At 73.4% G+C, this 19,600-nt stretch carries 19 protein-coding genes; 6 read left to right on the top strand and 13 right to left on the bottom strand.

Going from position 1 to position 19,600, the window contains the following annotated elements; genetic code table 11:
• The first annotated feature begins 231 nt into the window (after window positions 1-231).
• Entirely contained in the window at window positions 232-981 is a 750-nt protein-coding gene (locus ESG85_RS25930) for a hypothetical protein (protein WP_246095283.1), read from the top strand.
• A gap of 195 nt (window positions 982-1,176) precedes the next feature.
• Window positions 1,177-2,778 carry a PepSY-associated TM helix domain-containing protein gene (locus tag ESG85_RS25925; RefSeq protein WP_128983285.1) on the top strand — a complete coding sequence of 534 codons (1,602 nt, stop codon included), beginning with the start codon at window positions 1,177-1,179 and terminating at the stop codon, window positions 2,776-2,778.
• 1 nt (window position 2,779) lies between these two features.
• On the opposite strand, the gene ESG85_RS25920 is transcribed toward ESG85_RS25925, so the two are convergent.
• The 5 genes from ESG85_RS25920 to ESG85_RS25905 form a co-directional block, all read right to left on the bottom strand.
• On the bottom strand, window positions 2,780-3,298 hold the full coding sequence (locus ESG85_RS25920) for a winged helix-turn-helix domain-containing protein (protein ID WP_128983283.1): 519 nt from the start codon (window positions 3,296-3,298) through the stop codon (window positions 2,780-2,782).
• A 102-nt stretch (window positions 3,299-3,400) separates the two neighbouring features.
• Window positions 3,401-3,523 carry a hypothetical protein gene (locus ESG85_RS36700; protein ID WP_281288083.1) on the bottom strand — a complete coding sequence of 41 codons (123 nt, stop codon included), beginning with the start codon at window positions 3,521-3,523 and terminating at the stop codon, window positions 3,401-3,403.
• A gap of 194 nt (window positions 3,524-3,717) precedes the next feature.
• Window positions 3,718-4,749, bottom strand: a complete 1,032-nt coding sequence (gene glnII / locus ESG85_RS25915) for a glutamine synthetase (protein WP_128983281.1) — start codon at window positions 4,747-4,749, stop codon at window positions 3,718-3,720.
• Window positions 4,750-4,892: 143 nt separating this feature from the next.
• Complete coding sequence (locus ESG85_RS25910) at window positions 4,893-6,026, bottom strand: ARPP-2 domain-containing protein (protein ID WP_128983279.1); 1,134 nt, start codon at window positions 6,024-6,026, stop codon at window positions 4,893-4,895.
• Window positions 6,023-7,435, bottom strand: a complete 1,413-nt coding sequence (locus ESG85_RS25905; RefSeq protein ID WP_128983277.1) for a hypothetical protein — start codon at window positions 7,433-7,435, stop codon at window positions 6,023-6,025. Before ESG85_RS25905 ends, ESG85_RS25910 begins: the two co-directional genes overlap by 4 nt.
• 222 nt (window positions 7,436-7,657) lie before the next feature.
• Here ESG85_RS25905 and ESG85_RS25900 point away from each other — a divergent pair, with 222 nt between their 5' ends.
• Complete coding sequence (locus ESG85_RS25900) at window positions 7,658-8,692, top strand: Gfo/Idh/MocA family protein (RefSeq protein WP_128983275.1); 1,035 nt, start codon at window positions 7,658-7,660, stop codon at window positions 8,690-8,692.
• A gap of 152 nt (window positions 8,693-8,844) precedes the next feature.
• Here ESG85_RS25900 and ESG85_RS25895 read toward each other — a convergent pair whose 3' ends face one another.
• Window positions 8,845-9,204 carry an arsenate reductase family protein gene (locus ESG85_RS25895; RefSeq protein WP_128983273.1) on the bottom strand — a complete coding sequence of 120 codons (360 nt, stop codon included), beginning with the start codon at window positions 9,202-9,204 and terminating at the stop codon, window positions 8,845-8,847.
• A gap of 218 nt (window positions 9,205-9,422) precedes the next feature.
• Between ESG85_RS25895 and ESG85_RS25890 the strand changes: the two genes are divergently transcribed.
• The gene (locus ESG85_RS25890) at window positions 9,423-9,698 is read left to right on the top strand and encodes a hypothetical protein (RefSeq protein WP_128983271.1); all 276 of its coding nucleotides are present in this window, start codon (window positions 9,423-9,425) and stop codon (window positions 9,696-9,698) included.
• Between the two features lie 89 nt (window positions 9,699-9,787).
• On the opposite strand, the gene ESG85_RS25885 is transcribed toward ESG85_RS25890, so the two are convergent.
• The 3 genes from ESG85_RS25885 to glnA form a co-directional block, all read right to left on the bottom strand.
• Window positions 9,788-10,975 carry a cytochrome P450 gene (locus ESG85_RS25885; protein WP_128983269.1) on the bottom strand — a complete coding sequence of 396 codons (1,188 nt, stop codon included), beginning with the start codon at window positions 10,973-10,975 and terminating at the stop codon, window positions 9,788-9,790.
• The gene (locus ESG85_RS25880; RefSeq protein ID WP_128983267.1) at window positions 10,972-11,709 is read right to left on the bottom strand and encodes a cyclodityrosine synthase; all 738 of its coding nucleotides are present in this window, start codon (window positions 11,707-11,709) and stop codon (window positions 10,972-10,974) included. Before ESG85_RS25880 ends, ESG85_RS25885 begins: the two co-directional genes overlap by 4 nt.
• 396 nt (window positions 11,710-12,105) lie before the next feature.
• Window positions 12,106-13,515, bottom strand: coding sequence for a type I glutamate--ammonia ligase (glnA, locus tag ESG85_RS25875; protein WP_128983265.1), 1,410 nt, complete (start codon window positions 13,513-13,515; stop codon window positions 12,106-12,108).
• A 257-nt stretch (window positions 13,516-13,772) separates the two neighbouring features.
• Between glnA and ESG85_RS25870 the strand changes: the two genes are divergently transcribed.
• Complete coding sequence (locus ESG85_RS25870; RefSeq protein WP_128983263.1) at window positions 13,773-14,240, top strand: RDD family protein; 468 nt, start codon at window positions 13,773-13,775, stop codon at window positions 14,238-14,240.
• A gap of 156 nt (window positions 14,241-14,396) precedes the next feature.
• On the opposite strand, the gene ESG85_RS25865 is transcribed toward ESG85_RS25870, so the two are convergent.
• The 4 genes from ESG85_RS25865 to lipB form a co-directional block, all read right to left on the bottom strand.
• Complete coding sequence (locus ESG85_RS25865; RefSeq protein WP_128983261.1) at window positions 14,397-15,110, bottom strand: DUF4191 domain-containing protein; 714 nt, start codon at window positions 15,108-15,110, stop codon at window positions 14,397-14,399.
• A gap of 10 nt (window positions 15,111-15,120) precedes the next feature.
• Complete coding sequence (locus ESG85_RS25860; RefSeq protein ID WP_128983259.1) at window positions 15,121-15,330, bottom strand: SCO2195 family GlnR-regulated protein; 210 nt, start codon at window positions 15,328-15,330, stop codon at window positions 15,121-15,123.
• Window positions 15,331-15,696: 366 nt separating this feature from the next.
• Window positions 15,697-16,650, bottom strand: coding sequence for a lipoyl synthase (lipA, locus tag ESG85_RS25855; protein ID WP_128983257.1), 954 nt, complete (start codon window positions 16,648-16,650; stop codon window positions 15,697-15,699).
• Between the two features lie 101 nt (window positions 16,651-16,751).
• On the bottom strand, window positions 16,752-17,663 hold the full coding sequence (gene lipB / locus ESG85_RS25845) for a lipoyl(octanoyl) transferase LipB (protein ID WP_246095282.1): 912 nt from the start codon (window positions 17,661-17,663) through the stop codon (window positions 16,752-16,754).
• A gap of 385 nt (window positions 17,664-18,048) precedes the next feature.
• On the opposite strand from lipB, the gene ESG85_RS25840 reads away from it, so the two are divergent.
• Window positions 18,049-19,584, top strand: coding sequence for an NsdA family TPR-like regulatory protein (locus ESG85_RS25840; protein WP_128983255.1), 1,536 nt, complete (start codon window positions 18,049-18,051; stop codon window positions 19,582-19,584).
• Window positions 19,585-19,600 lie beyond the last annotated feature (16 nt).

Below are 19,600 nucleotides of genomic sequence, written 5' to 3'. Positions count from 1 at the left end.
ACCGACGGCGTCCCGGCGTCCCGGCGTCCCGGTATCCCGGCGTCCCGGTATCCCGGCGTCCCGGTACCCCGGCGCCCCGGTGTCCCGGTGTCCGGGTGTCCCGGCGTCGCGGCGTTCCGATGTCCCGGCGTCCCGGTATCCCGGCGTGCGGCATCCGGCCTCCCCACCCCGCCCCGCCCTCCGGAGGCGGTCTCCCGCGCGCGGGAGCGGGGTGACAGCATGGGGGACACCATGACGCACCCCCGGTCGCCGCTGCGCGCCCTCCGTGCCGCATTTTTCGCGGCGGTGTGCGTCACTTTGGCGGCGGTGGGGCATTCGTCCCTGTCCGCCCACCCCGTCCCGCCGTCCTCCCTCCTCGCCGCCTTCGCCGTGACGGCCGCCCTGGCCTGGGCCGCCGCCGGGCGCCGACGCGGTCCCGTCGCCGTCGCGGCCGGACTGGCGGCCGTCCAGGGGACGCTGCACCTGATCTTCGGGGCGGGCGAGCACGGCGGTCCCGGTGGAACGGTCGGGTCGCCGAGCCCGGAGCTCCCGGCGGAGGTCCTCGCCGACCCGTACCTGACGCACGCGGCCCAGGCGGCGCACGCGGCGCACGCCGCCGCCCACGGCGGTTCGCACACGGCGATGGCGCACGCCATGGACGGGGCCGCGGCCGCCGCGGGTTCCGGTGCCGCATCGGGCACCGGGATGCTCGCGGCCCACGTGCTCGCCGCCCTGGCCTGCGGGCTCTGGCTGGCACGCGGCGAGGCCGCGCTGTTCGCCCTTGCCCGTACCGTCGGCGCCCGCGCGTGGGCGCCGCTGCGGTTGCTGCTGGCCGCGGTCCGGATCCTCGTACCCGCGCGCCCGGCCGTCCGCCGTACCGTACGCCCGCGCCGCCACACCCGTCCGCTCCACGGCGTGCTCCTCGCCCGCTCGGTGTCCCGGCGCGGCCCGCCGCGCCCGCCGCTCACCTTCCGCGCCACGGCCCTCGGAGCACTTCTCTGACGTGATCGACCGGGGGCCGCTTTCCCCTGTCGACACCCGATCCGGCCGAAGCCGGCCGATGCCGTCCGACGCCGTCCGAAGCCGTCCCGAACGGTTCGAGGCCGTCCGATGAGCCTCCTGCCGTCCGGCGCTGCTTCCTGCCGTCCGGCGCTTCCTGCCGCCGTCCGACGCCGGATCACCACACCGAGGACCGTCATGACCATCGACGATCTGGCGCGCCCGGAATCCTCCGGGACGCCCACCCCCGACACACCGGCCGAAGCGTCGGCCCCCGGCAGAGCCCCGCGCGGCTGGGCCGCCCTGCGCCCGCTCGTGCTCCGACTCCACTTCTACGCGGGCGTCCTCGTCGCCCCGTTCCTCCTCGTCGCCGCCGTCAGCGGACTGCTGTACGCGCTCGCCGTCCCGGCCGAGAAGCTGGTCTACGCCCACGAGCTGGAGGTCCCGGTGCCCGACGGCGGCGGCACCGCCCTGCCGCTCGCGCGCCAGGTCGAGGCGGCCCGCGCCGCCAACCCGGACGGCACCGTCACCGCCGTCTGGCCCGGCGCCGAGCCCGGCGCCACCACCCGCGTCCTGATGGACGACCCGGAGGCCCCGGAGGGCACCTCCCTGGCCGTGTTCGTCGATCCGTACTCCGGCGACGTGCGCGGACAGCTGCCCAGCTACGGCAGCGCGGGCGCGCTGCCGCTGCGCACCTGGATATCCGGGCTCCATGTCGACCTGCACCTGGGCGAGTTCGGCCGCAACTACAGCGAACTGGCCGCCAGCTGGCTCTGGGTGGTCGCGCTCGGCGGCCTCGCCCTGTGGCTGGGCCGCCGCCGGAAGAACCGCCGTGCCCTGTTCCTTCCGGAGCGGGGTCCCCGGTCCCGGCGCCGTACGCTCTCCTGGCACGGCAGCGTCGGCCTGTGGGCGGTGGCCGGGCTCGTGGCGCTGTCCGCCACCGGCCTGACCTGGTCGCGCTACGCGGGCGAGAACATCGGCGGCGTCCAGGACCGCCTGGGCGGCGCGACCCCGCAGCTCTCGGCAGCCGTCACTCCGGGCGGCGACGCGAACGGCGACGAACACGCGGGCCACGGCACCGGATCCGGATCCGGATCCGGATCCGACGCCGACGCCGACGCCGACGCTGGCTCCGGCACCGGCTCCGGCACCGGCCACGGCGCCGGCGCAGGCACCGGCCACCACCCCGCGCCGGCGGGGGCCGGCGGCGCGGGCGGGAGCGCGGACATCGGCCTCGACCGGGCCGTGGCCGCGGCCCGCGCGGCCGGCATCGACAGCCCCTCGATCTCCGTCACGCTGCCCGCCGAGGGCAGCGGGTACGTGGTGAAGGAGACCGACAAGCAGTTCCCGGTCCAGCTGGACTCGGTCGCCGTGAACCCGGCCGACGGCGCCGTCCTCGACGAGCTGCGCTTCGCGGACTACCCGCTGCTCGCGAAGCTCACCCGGGTCGGCATCGACGCCCACATGGGTCTGTTCCTGGGCCTGTTCAACCAGCTGGCGCTCGCCGCGCTCGCGCTCGCCCTGGTCCTGCTGGTCGTCTGGGGCTACCGCATGTGGTGGCTGCGCCGCCCGGCCCGCCGGCCGGTCGCCCGCGGGGCCTGGCGGCGCGTGCCGCCGACGATGCTGCTGCCGCTGCTCGCGGCGACGGCGGCGGTGGGATGGTTCGTGCCGCTGCTCGGCCTCAGCCTGGTGGCCTTCCTGGCCGTCGACCTCACCGTGGCGTTCGTCGCGCGGGTGAGGACGCGGCCGGAAACGCGGTCAGGGACGCGGCCGGGGGCGCGGCCCGGGCGGACGGGCTGATTCAGGGCGTGTACTTGTAGCCGACCCGCCGCACGGTCTGGATCGTGTGGCGGTGCTCGGCGCCCAACTTGCGGCGCAGCCGGGCCACGTGGACGTCGACGGTCCGGCCGTCTCCGACGTGCCCGTACCCCCACACCGTCGTGACCAGCTGGTCCCGGGTGTGCACCCGGTGCGGGCGGGCCACGAGATGGGCGAGGAGTTCGAACTCCAGGTACGTCAGGTCGAGCTCACGCCCGTCGACCCGGGCGATCCGCTGCACGCCGTCGATGACCACCGGGCCCTCCTCGACGCGGGGCGGGGCCGGCGGCTGCCGGTCGGCCGGGAACAGGACGAGGTAGCCGACCATCGGCGGCCGGCCCGGCAGCGCCGGCACGGCGTGCTGGGGTGCGGGCAGGAGCGTGGCGCCGGGCGGCAGGAAGTCGGCGACCTGTGCGAGCGCGGCGGCCTCGTCGGGTGCGACGGCGCGCAGACGGGGACGGGCGGGGGAGAGGGGAGCGGTGGCAGCCTGGATGTGGGCCATGGAAGTCTCAGCTCTTTCGCGCGAGTTGCGAACGGACGGTGCACGTCGAACGTCTTGCGCGTCGGCCGAAGGCCGGGGACCGGAATCGGTTCCGGTCGGGCTTTAGAGGGCCGACGCGTTCCTCACGCGCCGACAGCACCGGTCGAAGTCGTCGTGCTGCCGGGACGGCCAGAACGGCTCGAGGTCGCGGTGACCCGTCGCGGTGTCGTTCTGGCGGCTGCTCATATTCCTATTAAACCAGCAGGGAATGCTCCTGAGCACCCCCCCGGATGCCCCGTGGTGCGTCACGCCACCGCACGGCAGCCGCGACGCGAAGAGGGGGGCCCGACGCGAAGAGGGGTGCCCGCCGCGGAAAGCGGCGGGCACCCCTCGTACGACGTGCGCGAACCGGACCGGCGGGCCCGGCGTCAGGCCTGGTCTCAGACCTGGCCGGCCTTCTCCAGGGCCTCGCAGCAGGTGTCCACCAGCAGGCGGGTCACCGTGTACGGGTCCACGTTCGCGTTCGGGCGGCGGTCCTCGATGTAGCCCTTCCGGTCCTGCTCGACCTGCCACGGGATGCGGACCGAGGCGCCGCGGTCGGAGACGCCGTAGGAGTACTGGTCCCACGGGGCGGTCTCGTGCAGACCGGTCAGACGGTCGTCGATGCCCGCACCGTAGTTCTTGACGTGGTCGAGCGGCTTCGAGCCCTCGCCGAGCGCCTCGCACGCGGTGATGATCGCGTCGTAGCCCTCGCGCATCGCCTTCGTGGAGAAGTTGGTGTGCGCGCCGGCGCCGTTCCAGTCGCCCTTCACCGGCTTCGGGTCCAGGGTCGCGGAGACGTTGAAGTCCTCGGCCGTGCGGTAGAGCAGCCAGCGGGCCACCCACAGCTGGTCGGCGACCTCGAGCGGCGCCAGCGGGCCGACCTGGAACTCCCACTGGCCCGGCATGACCTCGGCGTTGATGCCGGAGATGCCCAGACCCGCCTTCAGGCAGTTCTCCAGGTGCGCCTCGACGACGTCACGGCCGAAGATCTCGTCGGCGCCGACACCGCAGTAGTAGCCGCCCTGCGGGGCCGGGAAGCCGCCGACGGGGAAGCCGAGCGGACGCTCGCCGTCGAAGAAGGTGTACTCCTGCTCGATGCCGAAGATCGGCTCCTGGGCCGCGTACTTCGCGTACACCTCGGCCAGCGCGGCGCGCGTGTTGCTGTCGTGCGGCGTCATGTCCGTGTTGAGGACCTCGCACAGCACCAGGATGTCGCTGCCGCCGCGGATCGGGTCCGGGCAGGAGAAGACCGGCTTGAGGACGCGGTCCGAGGCGTGACCCTTGGCCTGGTTCGTGCTGGAACCGTCGAAGCCCCAGATCGGCAGCTCCTCCAGCGCGAGACCGTCACCGGGGATGATCTTCGTCTTGGAGCGGAGCTTCGCGGTCGGCTCGGTGCCGTCGATCCAGATGTACTCAGCCTTGAAGGTCACGGGGCCTCATCCTTTGCCGTGCTGCGGGTCCTCGGCGGCCGCTCGCGACATTGCGAGAGCTGCGGTGGTGGTGTGGTGCGTCTGAGCGCAGCTTCGCAACACGGGATTTCCCGTCGGTTGCCCGATTGTGAACCCCGTGTTACTCAGCCTTCCTCCGAATCCCGCAGCCGCCGTGCGACGGCGTGGTGGTCGAGCAGGGCCCCGAATCCGGCCCGTGTGATCCGCGCCACCAGCTCGGCGTACGAGGTGCCGAGCGCCTCCGCCGTACGCCCCAGGTGCCAGTCGGTGTCGGCGAGCCGGCGCAGCAGGTGCCCGCGCCGGATCTGCTTCTCCGACAGCCGGAACGTCTTCAGATACGCCGTCCGGCCCCGGCAGTCGCTGATCAGCTCCCCGATGTGCTGCTCCTGCCCGGACCGCAGGAACGGCGGCAGGAAGCGGAACAGCCGGAAACCGCCCATCGTGTGGACCCGCTCGAAGGCGTACGGGGTCTCCAGCAGGTCCCGCGCCATCAGCCCGTCGTGCGCCTCGGCCCACTCCCGCTCCGCCCGCACCGCCGCCCGGCGCAGATCGGCGAGCGACGAGACGCCGGCGCCGTCGCCGAGGGACGCGGCGAAGTCGCCGACCGGCGCGCCGTAGTGCGCGTACTGGTGGACCAGCTCGCCGAACAGGTCCTCCACCAGCGTGGCGTGCAGCAGCCGGTAGTCGTCCGGGTGCGGCACGACGAAGGCCGCGGCGAGCGCGTCGGCGACGTACAGCATCATCCCGCACTGCCCCGGGTGGATCTCGAACACCCCCAGCGCCTCCGCGAGCCCGGGCACCTCCCACCCGGCGTACGCCGCCTCCGCGCGCGGCGACAGACCGCGCCGCACCGCCTCCCCGGACCACTCGTCCCACAGCACGGAAGGCCCGCCGAAGTGCAGCGCCAGATAGCCCTCGACCGCGAGGTGGAGCGGCAGGAACCGCAGCCGCGGCTCGCCCCGCCGGCGCCGGGCGAGCCTGCGCACCGGCACGGCGACCGGCGGCTCGTCCCCGAGCCGCGTCCCGTAGGCGGCGCCCGGCGCCCCGCCCCAGTCGGCGACGAAACCGTGCGGGACGTACGACGTGTACGCGGTGCCGTCACCGACGTCGACGGTGTCGGGCCCCCACGAGCGCGCGTACACCTCGCGCCGCAGCCGCAGCCCCTCCACCGGCTCGTCCCGCACGAGCGGCACCAGCCGCACCCCGCCCCACACCTGCGAGGGCCGCACGACGAGCCCGCTCAGATCGATCCGCGTCACGCGGGCCTCCCCTCGTCCGCCTCCAGGAACAGCTCCACACGCCGGTCCAGATACGCCCGCAGCGCGGGCAGCCCCTCGCGGCCCTCCGCGAAACGGGCGATCTCGACGAGCGCCGGAAGGTCCTCCGCATCCCGTATGCCGGCCGTGGGAACCGTGGGCGCGAGCCTGCGCACGTCGAAGACGGCGGCGTCGTATACGGGGTTCACATGGACCACGGGGATCCGGTGCCCCGGATCGAGCCGGGCCCGCCAGACCCGCAGCACCTCACCGGCGAGCCCGGGCGGCGCGTTGTCCCAGCCGTCGGAGACGATCACCAGCCGGTCCGCGGAGCCGTCCAGGGCGTCCAGGATCCGCGCCCCGAGCGGCGTCGCCCCCCACGGCCGGACGAGCAGCGGATCGCGCGCCCCCGACGTCCAGTGCGCCGCGTACGCCCCGGGCGCGGCCAGCGCCTCCAGCAGGAAATGGCAGCCGAGGGCGACGGCCAGCGGACGACGCCGCTTCACCGCCGAACCGGACGAGGACCAGCTGTCGTCGAGCACCGCCGCCACCCGTCCCCAGCTCCCCGCGTGCGGCCCGGCCACCCGTCGCGCGGCGGCCCGCAGCGCACCGGTCAGCTCCTCGCGGCGCTCCCGCCTCGCCTCGAACGACAGCGACAGCACGTACAGCGCGAGCCGGGTCAGCGGCATCACGGAGAGACCGGTCGCGGTCGGCTGCGTCCGCAGCCGCTCCAGACGCGTCATGCGCGACGTCATCCGCTTCAGGAACACCTCGCGGTCGACCCCGTGCCGGGCGGCGAACCCCTCGGCGACGGTGAACGGCAGCTCGTACAGCGCCCCCTGGTCGTGCCGCGCCCGCCGGAACGCCTCCAGGACGGGCTGCCCGTAGCGGGCCCGGCGCCGCGGCGCGAACAGGAAGTCGCCCGTCTCGCCCCCGTCACCCGTGAACGCCGCATGGGCGTGACGGGCCGCGGCCTTGAGCCCGGACCGGTACTTCACGGCGTCGTGCGCGAGGTCGGGCCGCGCGGCCAGCCAGTCCCGCATGATCGCCCGCGTCCGCCGGTTGTTGACCCCGGCCGCCCGCAGCGCGCGGAACAGCCGGTAGACCCGCTGCGGCGCCAGCCTCGCCAGCCGCGCGGCGATCAGCCGCCCCTCCCGCCGCACCTCCTCCGCCCCGGCGTCGCGCGAACTGCGCAGCAGCTGCTCGACGATGAGAGCGGCGTTGTGATCGTTGATGTCGAGCGCGAGCGCGGCGGCGTACAGCGGCCGGTAGTTGACCCGCACGTACTCGTGCAGGAAGCCGAGCGACAGCCGCTGCTCCTCCGCGCCGTCCCGGAACTCCCGCTGCCCGGTGGCGGTGACGGCCGCGTTCACGAAGAGCAGCACGTCCTCGGCGGCGAGGAGATCGGACATCGTGGCTCCTTCGGCAGGGTGCCGGCCGGGGAATGGGGGCGCGAACAGCGAATACGTTGCTTCAGAGGCAGGTCCCGGAAGTCGCACCGGAGTCCCGCGGCCGGCGATGCACGCTAACACCACGGGAGGGGGCCGGACACCACCGATCAACCGTCCGCGGACCGTCCGCGGACCGTCCGCAGACCGTCCGCGGATCCCGCGGCGCCCGGCAGACTTGTCCCCATGACGACCTTCCCGGGCACGACCCCCCGCACCCCCGGCCTCCGCCCCCGCACCCGCATCGGCCTCCTCGGCACCGGCCCCTGGGCCGAACGCACCCACGCGCCCGCCCTCGCCGCCCACCCGGACGTGGAGTTCAGCGGTGTGTGGGGCAGACGCCCGGAGGCGGCCGCGGCGCTGGCGGCGGCCTGTGGGACGCGGGCGTACGAGGACGCGGACGACCTGTTCGCGGCGAGCGACGCCGTCGCCATCGCGCTCCCGCCGGACGTCCAGGCCCCGCTGGCGGCCCGGGCCGCGGCGGCCGGGTGCCATGTGATCCTCGACAAGCCGGTGGCGACGACGGTGGCGTCGGCCAGGGCGCTGGCCGACGCCGTGACGGCGGCCGGGGTGGCGTCCGTCGTCTTCTGCACGCTGCGCTTCGCCGAGCCCACGGCCCGCTGGATCGAGGAACAGACGGCGGCGGGCGGCTGGTTCCTCGGCGAGGCGCACTGGCTGGGCTCGCTGTTCGCGCCCGGGTCCGACAGCGCGTACGCGGCCTCGCCGTGGCGGCGCGAGAAGGGCGGCCTGTGGGACGTCGGCCCGCACGTCCTGTCGGTGTACCTGCCGATCCTCGGCGACGTCACCTCCGTGACCTGCGTGGCCGGCCCCGACGACACCCGCCATCTGGTGCTGCGCCACGCCTCGGGCGCGAGCAGCACGGCGACGCTCACGCTGAGCGCGCCGCCGGAGGCGTCGGAGGCGGCGCTCTCGCTGTACGGGGAGCGCGGCCGGACGACCATGCCGGGCTGGGAGGGCGCGTTCGACGCCTTCGGGGCGGCCGTGGACGCGCTGCTGGAGGCCGTGCGGACCGGGAAGGCGCACGCCTGCGACGTCCGCTTCGGCGCGAGGCTCACGGAAATCCTGGCCGAGGCGGAGTCGCGGGCCGGGGCGGAGTCGGGGGCCGGGGCGGAGTCGGGGGCCGAGGCCCGGGCGGGCACGAGGGCCGCGGCCGCCGTGGCCACGGAGCCCGCGGGGGCGGAGCGGACAGCCCGGCCATGACGTTCCGTACGCCGGCGAGGAAGCGGCGTACGGCCTCGGTCTCGCGCGCGTCGAAGTCCCCGAGCAGACCCACGGTGCCGTCGATCAGCCTGGCCGGCTGATCCGGGCGGACCGGCGGACCGGCGGCCCGGGAATTCGCGGTCGCGCACCGGTCAGCGGGACATGGCGTCCCGCACCGCCTCCTCGGTGCGGCCGACCACGGCCGTGCCGTCCTCGGCGGTGATGATGGGGCGCTGGATCAGCTTCGGGTGGGCGGCGAGCGCCTCGATCCAGCGCTCGCGGCCGTCCTCGTCACGGGGCCAGTCCTTGACGCCCAGCTCCTTGGCGACCGCCTCCTGCGTCCGCGTGATGTCCCACGGCTCGAGGCCGAGCCGCTCCAGCACCTGCCGGATCTCGTCCGGCGACGGCACGTCCTCCAGATAGCGGCGCACGGTGTAGTCGGCGCCTTCGGCGTCCAGCAGGGTCAGGGCGCTGCGACACTTGGAACAGGCGGGGTTGATCCAGATCTCCATGCCCCCAAAGTACCGCCACGGACACGGTCACGAGCCGCCGCCACCGGCTCTCCACCGACCCGCGGACCGCACCGGAGGGACACTTCCGCCACACCTCGCGGAAAGGCCGTCAAAGCCGGTCCGACCAGGGCCGATTGTCAGTGCCGGGCACTAAAATCGAGGGTGAAGGCGAGGGTCCCGGGGAGGGCCTTCGCCCACCGTTCGCCAGGAGGTCGCCCATGGCTGTCGCCATGATCCGGACACCGTCCCTCGAACCCTGGAAGCCGCTCCAGAAGAAGCCGCTGCCCGCGGGCCGCCCGCGCGAGTGGTACGTCACGCACAACCGCCGGCTGAAGGCCATGCGCCTGGCCATCGCCCTGCTCGACGCGGGCGTCTACCTGCCCTCGCGCGCGACGAACGCGAGGATACGGACGACCGCCGCCGAGCTCGGCATCCACCCGCCGTCCGACACCACCTGCCACATGGTCCGCGCCCTGATCCGCTACGGCCGCTGACCCCGGCGGGTGCCGCCCGGACCGCCCCGGAAGGGACGGACCGGGCGGCCTCCCACCGCCGTCCGGTCCACCGGACCTTCAGGCACGGACTACCAGGCGACCGGCAGCCGCTCCGGCAGCCGCTTCATGAAGTTGGTGCGCCACACCAGCTGTTCGGACGGCACCGCGAGCCGCAGCCCGGGCAGCCGTTCGAGCACCGTCTCCAGGGCGATCTCGGCATGCCGCTTGCCGAGCGCCGTCGCCGGGCAGTAGTGCCGGCCGCCGCCGAAGGACAGGTGGTCGGCGGCGTTCTCGCGCTCCGGCCGGAAGGCCAGCGGCTCGGGGAAGTGCGCCGGATCGTGGTTCGCCGCCTCCACGAGCACGAGCAGCAGCTCACCGGCACGTACGTCGACGTCGCCGAGCCGTACGTCCTCCAGGGCGAGCCGCGGCAGACCGTCGCCGATCGACAGGTTGACCCGCAGCAGCTCGTCCATCGCCCCGGTGACCCCGCGGCCCCCGGCCAGCGCGTCCCGCACGTCCGGCCGGGTCAGCACCGACACCAGGGCCATCGTGAGGAAGCCGGCCGTGGAGATCACGCCGGCCCCGAACAGCGTCACGCCGACCGTGGCCAGCATCTCGTCCGTCAGGTGGGCGTACTCGGGATCGTCGCGCAGCGCGGCGAGCTCCGCCATCAGCCCGCCCGTCGCCGGGTCGTCGAGGCGCTCGGTCATGTAGGCGATGTCACGGTCCCAGTTGAGCCGTGCGGCCTCGATCTCCTGCGGCGCGTTCATGAAGGCGACGTCCAGGCTGCGCAGCAGCCTGGACCCGTCCTCCTCCGGGATGCCCAGCATCCGGCAGTGCAGCCCGGCCGAGTACGGGTCGGTGAAGGCGGTCCGCAGTTCCGCGGGCGCACCCTCCGCGGCCAGCGCGTCGACCAGCTCCCCGGCCCGGGCCCGCAGCCACTCCTCGAGGCCCGGCGCCTTCGGGTTGATCGCCTTCATCACCGCCTTGCGCAGCCCGGCGCCGGTGATGTTGCCCATGTTGTTCACGACGTGCGGCGGAATGGTCAGCGCGTACTGGCGGGGCGCACCGGGCGCGGAGGTGTCCTTCAGACTGAACCGCGGGTCCTCCAGGACCTGCCGGCACAGCTCGTACGAGGAGACCAGCCAGGCCTCCGCGCCGGCGATGGTCCGCACCTTCCGCACGGGTTCGGCGCGCAGCGCCTCGACCTCGGCGGGCAGCCGGGTGCCGTTCCAGTCGAAGGGGAACGCGGGCAGGGTCTCGACGGCGACGCTCATCGCGCATCTCCTTCGGCATCGGCGGTGCGGGCGTTCTCGGCGGGGGTGAGGATGCCGTGTCCCTGGTTGCGGGAGGCCCGCAGCCCGGGTCCCCGTCCGTAGAGCAGATCGGCCAGCGGCAGGGCCTGGTGGTAGCAGTTGAGCGAGGACGGCACCCCGAGGATCGCGGGCGTGTCCAGGAACAGCGGCACCTCGGCGCAGATGTACGCCCGGCACACCTCCCGCTGCCGCTCGTTCGTCTCCTGCCCGGGCGCCAGCTTCCCGGCGAGGAAGATCCCTGTCAGCGCGTCACAGGTCTCGCGCACCACCGGATCGTGCTCGACGGCGGCCAGCACCTCCCGGTGGAGTTCCCGGTACGCGGGGATGTCCCGGAACTCCGACATCCCGCGCGCCCGCACCCGTATGCCGGCCGGATCGGCCTCCGCGGCGGCCGCGCCGACCTTCGCGCGCACCCCCCGCAGGTTCTTGACGGCCTTGCGCCGCGCCTCGTCGGCCCCGTACCCCAACGCCTCGTACATGTCGGCGACATGCAGATCCGTGTAGACGAGGTCGACCTGGTCGAAGTGGTCCAAACCCCAGCGCGTCAGCTCGCGCAGCCGCTGGGCGGTGAAATAGCTGTTCCCCGGTGAGACGCCGATGACCACGTGCGCGCCCTCTTCGGCGATGACGCGGCAGTGATCGGTGTACGGCTGGAGTCGGAGAGTCTCTGCAGGGGCGTAGGCCGCCTGAGTCACGTTCGAACATCCTCATCGCGCCAACTAGTCCCAACGGAGCCCTGTGCTCCGGGTGTGGCGGCAGCGACGACCACATGCTATCGATCAGTCACGGAGAGCGATACGCCTACTGAAGGGTAAGGGCGACGATTCGTCAGATCGTCACTTTTTCGTCATGCGAGGCCCCTTGGGGCCGCGAGGGCGGGGCACCGTTGCGACCGGTGGACGCGAGAGCGAGAACCGGCAGCCGCGTCCACCGGGTCGGCGCCCTCCACGTGCTGCGCCGGGAGCATCGGCTGGAAGACCCGCCGTTCCCGGCGGTGCAGCGCGGCCGACAGCGCCGGGACGTACGGCGAAGGCCCCGCCGCTCTCCGGGGAGAGTGGCGGGGCCCTTCTGTCGCTGGGTGCAGCCGCGGTTTAGAGGTCGAAGTAGAGCTCGAACTCGTGCGGGTGCGGGCGGAGCTGGATCGGGGCGATCTCGTTGGTGCGCTTGTAGTCGATCCAGGTCTCGATCAGGTCGGAGGTGAAGACACCGCCGGCCTGCAGGTACTCGTTGTCCGCCTCGAGGGCGTCGAGGACCGCCGGGAGGGAGGTCGGGACCTGGGCGACGCCGGCGTGCTCCTCCGGGGCCAGCTCGTAGAGGTCCTTGTCGATCGGCTCGGCCGGCTCGATCTTGTTCTTGATACCGTCGAGGCCCGCGAGGAGGAGGGCCGAGAAGGCGAGGTACGGGTTCGAGGACGGGTCCGGCGCGCGGAACTCGACGCGCTTGGCCTTCGGGTTCGAGCCCGTGATCGGGATGCGCATCGCGGCGGAGCGGTTGCGCTGCGAGTAGACCAGGTTGACCGGCGCCTCGAAGCCCGGCACCAGGCGGTGGTAGGAGTTCACCGTCGGGTTGGTGAAGGCCAGCAGCGACGGGGCGTGCTTCAGGATGCCGCCGATGTAGTAGCGGGCCATGTCCGACAGGCCGGCGTAGCCCTGCTCGTCGTAGAAGAGCGGCTCGCCGCCCTGCCACAGCGACTGGTGGACGTGCATGCCCGAGCCGTTGTCGCCGAAGATCGGCTTCGGCATGAAGGTCGCGGTCTTGCCGTTGCGCCAGGCGACGTTCTTCACGATGTACTTGAAGAGCATCAGGTCGTCGGCCGCGGCGAGCAGCGTGTTGAACTTGTAGTTGATCTCGGCCTGGCCGGCGGTGCCGACCTCGTGGTGCTGGCGCTCGACCTGCAGGCCGACGTTCTCCAGCTCCAGGGAGATCTCCGCGCGCAGGTCGGCGAAGTGGTCGACCGGCGGGGCCGGGAAGTAGCCGCCCTTGTAGCGGACCTTGTAGCCGCGGTTGTCCTCGAGCGCACCGGTGTTCCAGGCGCCGGCCTCGGAGTCGATGTGGTAGAAGCCCTGGTTCGCCGAGGTCTCGAAGCGGACCGAGTCGAACACGTAGAACTCGGCCTCGGGGCCGAAGAACGCGGTGTCGGCGATGCCGGTGGAGGCCAGGTACGCCTCCGCCTTCTTCGCGATGTTGCGCGGGTCACGGCTGTACTGCTCGCCCGTGATCGGGTCGTGGATGAAGAAGTTGATGTTCAGCGTCTTGTCGCGGCGGAACGGGTCCAGGCGGGCCGTCGACAGGTCGGCGCGCAGGGCCATGTCCGACTCGTGGATGGCCTGGAAGCCGCGGATCGACGAGCCGTCGAAGGCCAGCTCCTCGGACGGGTCGAACGCCGTCGCCGGGATCGTGAAGTGCTGCATCACGCCCGGAAGGTCGCAGAACCGGACGTCGACCATCTTGACGTCGTTGTCCTTGATGAACTTCTTGGCCTCGTCGGCGTTCTGGAACATCCAACTCCTCCTACTCCCGGCCCGGGGAGGGGCGGGGTTGCAGCTCGGTCGTAGGGCCGGTGCGGTGGCCTACACGCTGGACCCGACCATAGGCAGCCGGGATTTCTCAAGCATGACCCATTTGTTTCGTGGAAGTTAACCGGCCCGGCCGCGCCCCACGGTCACGCGGCGCCACCGGCACCGCCCCCGGCCCCGACCCCGGGCCGATCCCGCACCCAGGCCGAAGTGATCGAAAACGGGCGCAGTACCGTGGTCGGGTGGACAACAGGCAAGCACTCGGATCATGGCTCTCCGGCCCGCGCGCCGCGGCCGAAGAAGCGGGCGTGGACTTCGGCTACCGCGGGCAGCAGCTCGGCCTGCCCGAGGAGGGGCCCGGCTCCATCGCCCGCCCCGGCCGCCGCCTCGGCGCCCTCGCCGTCGACTGGGGCCTGTGCCTCTTGATCGCATACGGCCTGATCGCGGACAGTTACAACGAAGCGGCCCAGGTCTGGGCCCCGCTCATCCTCTTCGTCCTGACCGTCCTCACCGTCGGCACGGTGGGCTTCACCCCCGGCAAGCGGCTCTTCGGCCTGCGCGTGGTCGCCCTCGGCACCGGCCGCGCGAACGTGCTCCGGGCCCTGCTGCGCACGGTCCTCCTCTTCCTCGCCGTCCCGGCTCTCATCTGGGACCGCGACGGCCGGGGCCTGCACGACCGGCTCGCCCGTACGGTCGAGGTCCGCGCCTGACGGACGGGAGCGGCGACGCCCCCGACGGGCGGGAGCGACGCTGTGCCTGACGGGCGGGAGCGACGGCAAGGGGCGCCCCGGACCACTTCGGTCCGGGGCGCCCCTTGTCGCTTCTGCGCGTACGGTCGGCTGTCGCCGTCGCGCGTACGTGTACGGTCAGCGCGTCTTCCCGCCGCCCTTGGGCATCCGCATGCCCTTCGGCATCGGGCCCTTCGGCAGCGGCATGTTGCTCATCAGGTCGCCCATCGCCCGCAGCCGGTCGTTGGCGGCCGTCACCTGCGGGCCGGACAGCAGCCGGGGCAGCTTCAGCATCCGGGTGCGGACCTTCTTCAGCGGCACCTGGCCGGCGTCCTCGTCGTTGCCGACGATGATGTCCGTCACCGGGACGTCCACCACGATCCGGGCCATCTTCTTCTTCTCGGCCGCGAGCAGCGTCTTCACCCGGTTCGGGTTGCCCTCGGCGACCAGCACGATGCCCTGGCGGCCGACCGCGCGGTGCACGACGTCCTGGTTGCGGTTCATCGCCACCGCGGGCGTCACCGTCCAGCCGCGCCCGATGTTCTGCAGCACCGCCGCGGCGGCGCCCGGCTGGCCCTCCATCTGCCCGAAGGCCGCCTTCTCGGCGCGTCGGCCGAAGACGATGGCCATCGCCAGGAACGCCAGCACGAAGCCGAGAATGCCCAGGTAGACCGGGTGACCGATCAGGAAGCCGATCGCGAGGAGGACACCGAGTACGACGATGCCCACGCCCGCGACGACGAGACCGACCTTCGGGTCGGCCTTCCGGGTCATCTTGTACGTGAGGGCGATCTGCTTCAGTCGCCCTGGGTTCGCGGCGTCAGCGCCGCCCGTGTTTGCCTTCCTCGCCATGACCTGAAGTTTACGTGCCCAGGGAAGCCCGGCCCGCCACCGCCTCCATCACGTGCTGGGCCTCGACCCGGTCCTTGGCGCGGCGGCGGTCCTCGAGGACGGACGTCCACGCGTTGCGCCGGGCGGTGCGCTGCCCGCGGGCCATCAGCACGGACTCGACGGCGCGCAGGGCGTCGGTGACGGACGGGAGGGCATGGGCTCGGATGTGTGCGGCCTGCATGGGCGAGGGCCTCCGTGAACGCTCGGTGGCGGTGAGTGAGTACAGCCTCACAGAACGGTGTTACCAGGGCGTGACTCGGGGGTCAAACACTGGTGAAACGCCGATGCGGCCGCCCGTACGGCGTACGGGCGGCCGCATCGAAGGGCTCCGAAGGGCTCCGAAGGGCATCCGGAGGGCTCCGGAGGGCCCGAAGGGGGCTCCGGCGGTCGGCTGGCGAACGGCCGGCCCCGACGGCCGGATGCGGAGGTCGGACGGCCCGCGTGGCGTTGTCGTCCACGGCCCAGCGTCGCTGGTCGCCCGGTCGCGCTCCGCCTCGCCACCGCCGCGGCCGGGTGCCCGCCCGCGTTCCCCGGGCGGACCCGCGGCCTACGCTCCGGCTCGGCTGCGCTGCTCCATCGCCTGCTGGTACAGACGTCCCGCCCGGTACGACGAACGCACCAGCGGGCCCGACATCACACCGGAGAAGCCGATCTCGTCGGCCTCCTCCTTCAGCTCCACGAACTCCTGCGGCTTCACCCAGCGCTCCACGGGGTGGTGCCGGACGGACGGGCGCAGGTACTGGGTGATGGTGATCAGTTCGCAGCCGGCGTCGTGCAGGTGCCGCAGCGCCTCGCTGATCTCCTCGCGGGTCTCGCCCATGCCGAGGATCAGGTTCGACTTCGTGACCAGACCGTAGTCCCGGGCCTTGGTGATGACCTCGAGGGAGCGCTCGTAGCGGAAGCCCGGGCGGATCCGCTTGAAGATCCGCGGCACCGTCTCGACGTTGTGCGCGAAGACCTCGGGGCGGGAGGCGAACACCTCCTCCAGGAGCTCCGGCACCGCGTTGAAGTCGGGGGCGAGCAGCTCGACCTTGGTGCGGCCGGCGGCGCGCTCCGCGGTCTGCTGGTGGATCTGGCGCACGGTCTCCGCGTACAGCCAGGCGCCGCCGTCCTCCAGGTCGTCGCGCGCGACGCCGGTGATGGTGGCGTAGTTCAGGTCCATCGTCACGACGGACTCGCCGACGCGACGCGGCTCGTCACGGTCGAGGGCCTGCGGCTTGCCGGTGTCGATCTGGCAGAAGTCGCAGCGGCGGGTGCACTGGTCGCCGCCGATGAGGAAGGTCGCCTCGCGGTCCTCCCAGCACTCGAAGATGTTGGGACAGCCCGCCTCCTGGCAGACCGTGTGCAGGCCCTCGCTCTTCACCAGGCCCTGCAGCTTGTTGTACTCGGGCCCCATCTTCGCCCGGGTCTTGATCCACTCGGGCTTGCGCTCGATGGGGGTCTGGCTGTTCCGGACCTCCAGGCGCAGCATCTTGCGTCCGTCGGGTGCGACTGCGGACACATCGGCTCCTGTAGCTTCGATTCTTCGGCGTACACCAGGGTACGCCCGTGGTTCTCATGCCCTGACGCTCTGGCCAACCCGTGGCCAAGGCCCGGCATTCCTCAGGCCGAGGCCCGTTCCGTCTCGCGCACGCCGTCCACGGCGCCCGCCGTGTCGCCCGCGCCGTCCCGCACGACGCCGACCGCGCCGTCGCCCGCCGTGTCGCGCACGGCGTCGTCCGCGCCGTCCCGCTCGATCTCCCGCGGCTTGAGCACCGCCTCGGCCATCACGTCCCGCAGGTGCCTCTCGACGACCGGGAGGACCTCCTCGATCGTGACGTCCCGGCCCAGCTCGTTGGCGAGCGAGGCCACGCCCGCGTCGCGGATGCCGCACGGGATGATCCTGTCGAACCAGGTGTTGTCCGGGTTCACGTTGAGGGCGAAGCCGTGCATGGTGACGCCCTTGGCGACCCGGATGCCGATCGCGGCGAGCTTGCGGTCCTCGCGGCGCTGGCCGGCGTTGGACGGGGCGTACTCGGGGCCGTTCAGGCGCGGGTCGAACTCCTCGTCGGTCAGCCGCGGGTCGAAGTCGAGCGAGAGCCCGCCGAGCGCCGGGCGCTGCTCGACCGGGTCGCCGAGCACCCACACGCCGCTGCGGCCCTCGATCCGGGTGGTCTCCAGGCCGAACTCGGCGGCGGTGCGGATCAGCCCCTCCTCCAGGCGGCGGACGTGGGCGACCACGTCGACCGGCCGGGGCAGCTTCATGATCGGGTAGCCCACCAGCTGGCCGGGGCCGTGCCAGGTGATCTTGCCGCCGCGGTCCACGTCCACGACCGGGGTCCCGTCCAGCGGCCGCTCGCTGTCGGCGGTGCGCCGGCCCGCGGTGTACACGGGCGGGTGCTCCAGGAGCAGACAGGTGTCCTCGACCTCGTCGGCGAACCGGGCGGCGTGCACCTCGCGCTGCTTGTCCCAGGCCACCCGGTAGTCGACGGCGTCGTCGCCGAAGCCCAGACGGACGAATCGCAGCTCACTCACGGCAATGCCTCCTCCTGGGTGCCGCGGGCCGGGTTCCGGGGATCGTCCCGGGCGGGAGCCGGCGCGGCACCATGCGTCATTCGCGCCCATGCCACTGTACGGCGGCGCGCGGCGTGTCCCTCGGGCAGGTGTACGGACGCGAGCGCGGCCGGAGGGACGGGAGCGGGCGCGGGTGGCCGGCCGGTTCCGGCCGGGAACCGCTCCCGTGCTCCTGGTCACCGGCCTGCGACAACCCTTGATCGCGTTCCTCACACGATCGGATGAATGTGGGGCGAAGGTGGCGGTAAGGGCGGCGACTGCCGCTAAATTCACGCCGTTCCATGAGGGCCATGAGGGTCCGTACGGGCTGCCACCCGGGCCCGGAAGGCAGGAGACCGCACAGCTGATGACGGAACGACCCCCGCAGCGCATCCCGAACCGCCAGCTCGCCGCGCTCATCGCCGAGGCCGGTTTCTCCAACGCGGGTCTCGCCAGACGGGTGGACCAGCTCGGCCTCGAGCACGGCCTCGACCTCAGGTACGACAAGACCTCGGTGACCCGCTGGCTGCGCGGGCAGCAGCCGCGCGGCACCACCCCGGCCCTGATCGCCGAGGTCTTCACCCGCCGGCTCGGCCGCCGGCTCTCCGCGCAGGACCTCGGGCTCGACGCCTGCGCGCCGGTGTACGCGGGCCTGGAGTTCGCGGCGACGCCCGAGGAGGCCGTCGACATCGTCAGCGGGCTGTGGCGCAAGGACTCCGGGAGCCACGCCGAGCTGCGGAAGATCGCCTTCACCCCGGCCGGGCTCGTCGTGCCCAGCCGCGACTGGCTGATCGGCCGGGCCGACGAGCGGGTCGCGCGCGGCGAACCGGGCGGGGGAGCGGGCGGCGCCCGCCCCGGCCCTGGCACCGGACCCGGCGCGGGGGCCGGACCCGGCGCGGCGCTCGGCGGCGGTACGAGAGGACAGGGCGCCGATCCGCGCGTGCCCGCCCAGGGCCGGTACTCGGTGCCCCGCCAGCGCGGCACCGACCGCGGCCCCGGCCAGCGGGTCTCCAGCGGCGACATCGCCGCCCTCCGCTCCGTCGGCGAGCTCTTCCGCACCCTCGACCACGCCTACGGCGGCGGCCACGCCCGCCAGGCCCTGGTCCGCTACCTGGAGCACGAGGCCGAGCCGATGCTGCGCGGCACCTACGGCGAGAGCGTGGGCCGCCGGCTCTTCGGCGCCGCCGCCGACCTCACCCGGCTCGCCGGGTGGACCTCGTACGACATCGCCGCGCACGGCCTGGCCCAGCGGTACTTCGTCCAGGCGCTGCGGCTCGCCCAGGCGGCCGGGGACCGGGCCTACGGCTCGTACGTCCTGGTCACCATGAGCCACCAGGCCGTCTACCTCGGCCACGGCCGCGAGGCCGTCCAGCTCGCCCGGGTCGCCCAGCAGGGCGTCGGCTCCGCCGCCCCGCCCGTCGTCCAGGCGCTGCTCCACGCGGTCGAGGCGCGGGGGCACGGCGTGCTCGGCGACTCCCGGGCCTGCGGCGCCTCGCTGGCCCGTGCCGAGCGGGCCCTGGAGGCGGCCAGGCCGGGCGACGAGGTGCCGTACTGGGCCAGGTCCTTCGACGAGGCCCAGCTCGCCGACGAGTTCGGGCACTGCCACCGCGACCTCCAGCAGTACCGGGCCGCCGCCCAGCACGCCGAGCGCGCCCTCCAGCTGCGCGCGCCCGGCTTCGCCCGCAGCCGGCTCTTCTGCCGGGTCGTCCTCGCCTCCGCCCGGCTCGCCCTCGGCGAGCTCGACCAGGCCTGCGCGCTGGGCGCCGAAGCGGCCCAGCAGGCCTCCGAGATGCGCTCGGCGCGCGCGACGGAGTACGTCCGCGACTTCGAACGCCGTCTGGAGCCCTACCGCGACGCCCCCGCCGTCCGGACGTACCGCGACCGCGTCTCGGCGCTGGGCTGACACCGGGGCGCGCGGG

The sequence above is a fragment of the Streptomyces roseicoloratus genome, assembly GCF_004117935.1.
GTDB classification, from domain to species: domain Bacteria; phylum Actinomycetota; class Actinomycetes; order Streptomycetales; family Streptomycetaceae; genus Streptomyces; species Streptomyces roseicoloratus.
This window is presented reverse-complemented; position numbering and strand designations above follow the sequence as displayed.

Bases quoted from the DNA above. Each gene is read 5' to 3' on its own strand.
- glnA (WP_128983265.1), bottom strand. From the start codon at position 13,515: ATGTTCCAGAACGCCGACGAGGCCAAGAAGTTCATCAAGGACAACGAC.
- ESG85_RS25930 (WP_246095283.1), top strand. From the start codon at position 232: ATGACGCACCCCCGGTCGCCGCTGCGCGCCCTCCGTGCCGCATTTTTC.
- ESG85_RS25905 (WP_128983277.1), bottom strand. From the start codon at position 7,435: ATGTCCGATCTCCTCGCCGCCGAGGACGTGCTGCTCTTCGTGAACGCG.
- ESG85_RS25860 (WP_128983259.1), bottom strand. From the start codon at position 15,330: ATGCAGGCCGCACACATCCGAGCCCATGCCCTCCCGTCCGTCACCGAC.
- ESG85_RS36700 (WP_281288083.1), bottom strand. From the start codon at position 3,523: ATGAGCAGCCGCCAGAACGACACCGCGACGGGTCACCGCGACCTCGAG.
- ESG85_RS25840 (WP_128983255.1), top strand. From the start codon at position 18,049: ATGACGGAACGACCCCCGCAGCGCATCCCGAACCGCCAGCTCGCCGCG.
- ESG85_RS25925 (WP_128983285.1), top strand. From the start codon at position 1,177: ATGACCATCGACGATCTGGCGCGCCCGGAATCCTCCGGGACGCCCACC.
- ESG85_RS25865 (WP_128983261.1), bottom strand. From the start codon at position 15,110: ATGGCGAGGAAGGCAAACACGGGCGGCGCTGACGCCGCGAACCCAGGG.
- ESG85_RS25890 (WP_128983271.1), top strand. From the start codon at position 9,423: ATGGCTGTCGCCATGATCCGGACACCGTCCCTCGAACCCTGGAAGCCG.
- ESG85_RS25885 (WP_128983269.1), bottom strand. From the start codon at position 10,975: ATGAGCGTCGCCGTCGAGACCCTGCCCGCGTTCCCCTTCGACTGGAAC.
- ESG85_RS25895 (WP_128983273.1), bottom strand. From the start codon at position 9,204: ATGGAGATCTGGATCAACCCCGCCTGTTCCAAGTGTCGCAGCGCCCTG.
- ESG85_RS25920 (WP_128983283.1), bottom strand. From the start codon at position 3,298: ATGGCCCACATCCAGGCTGCCACCGCTCCCCTCTCCCCCGCCCGTCCC.
- ESG85_RS25900 (WP_128983275.1), top strand. From the start codon at position 7,658: ATGACGACCTTCCCGGGCACGACCCCCCGCACCCCCGGCCTCCGCCCC.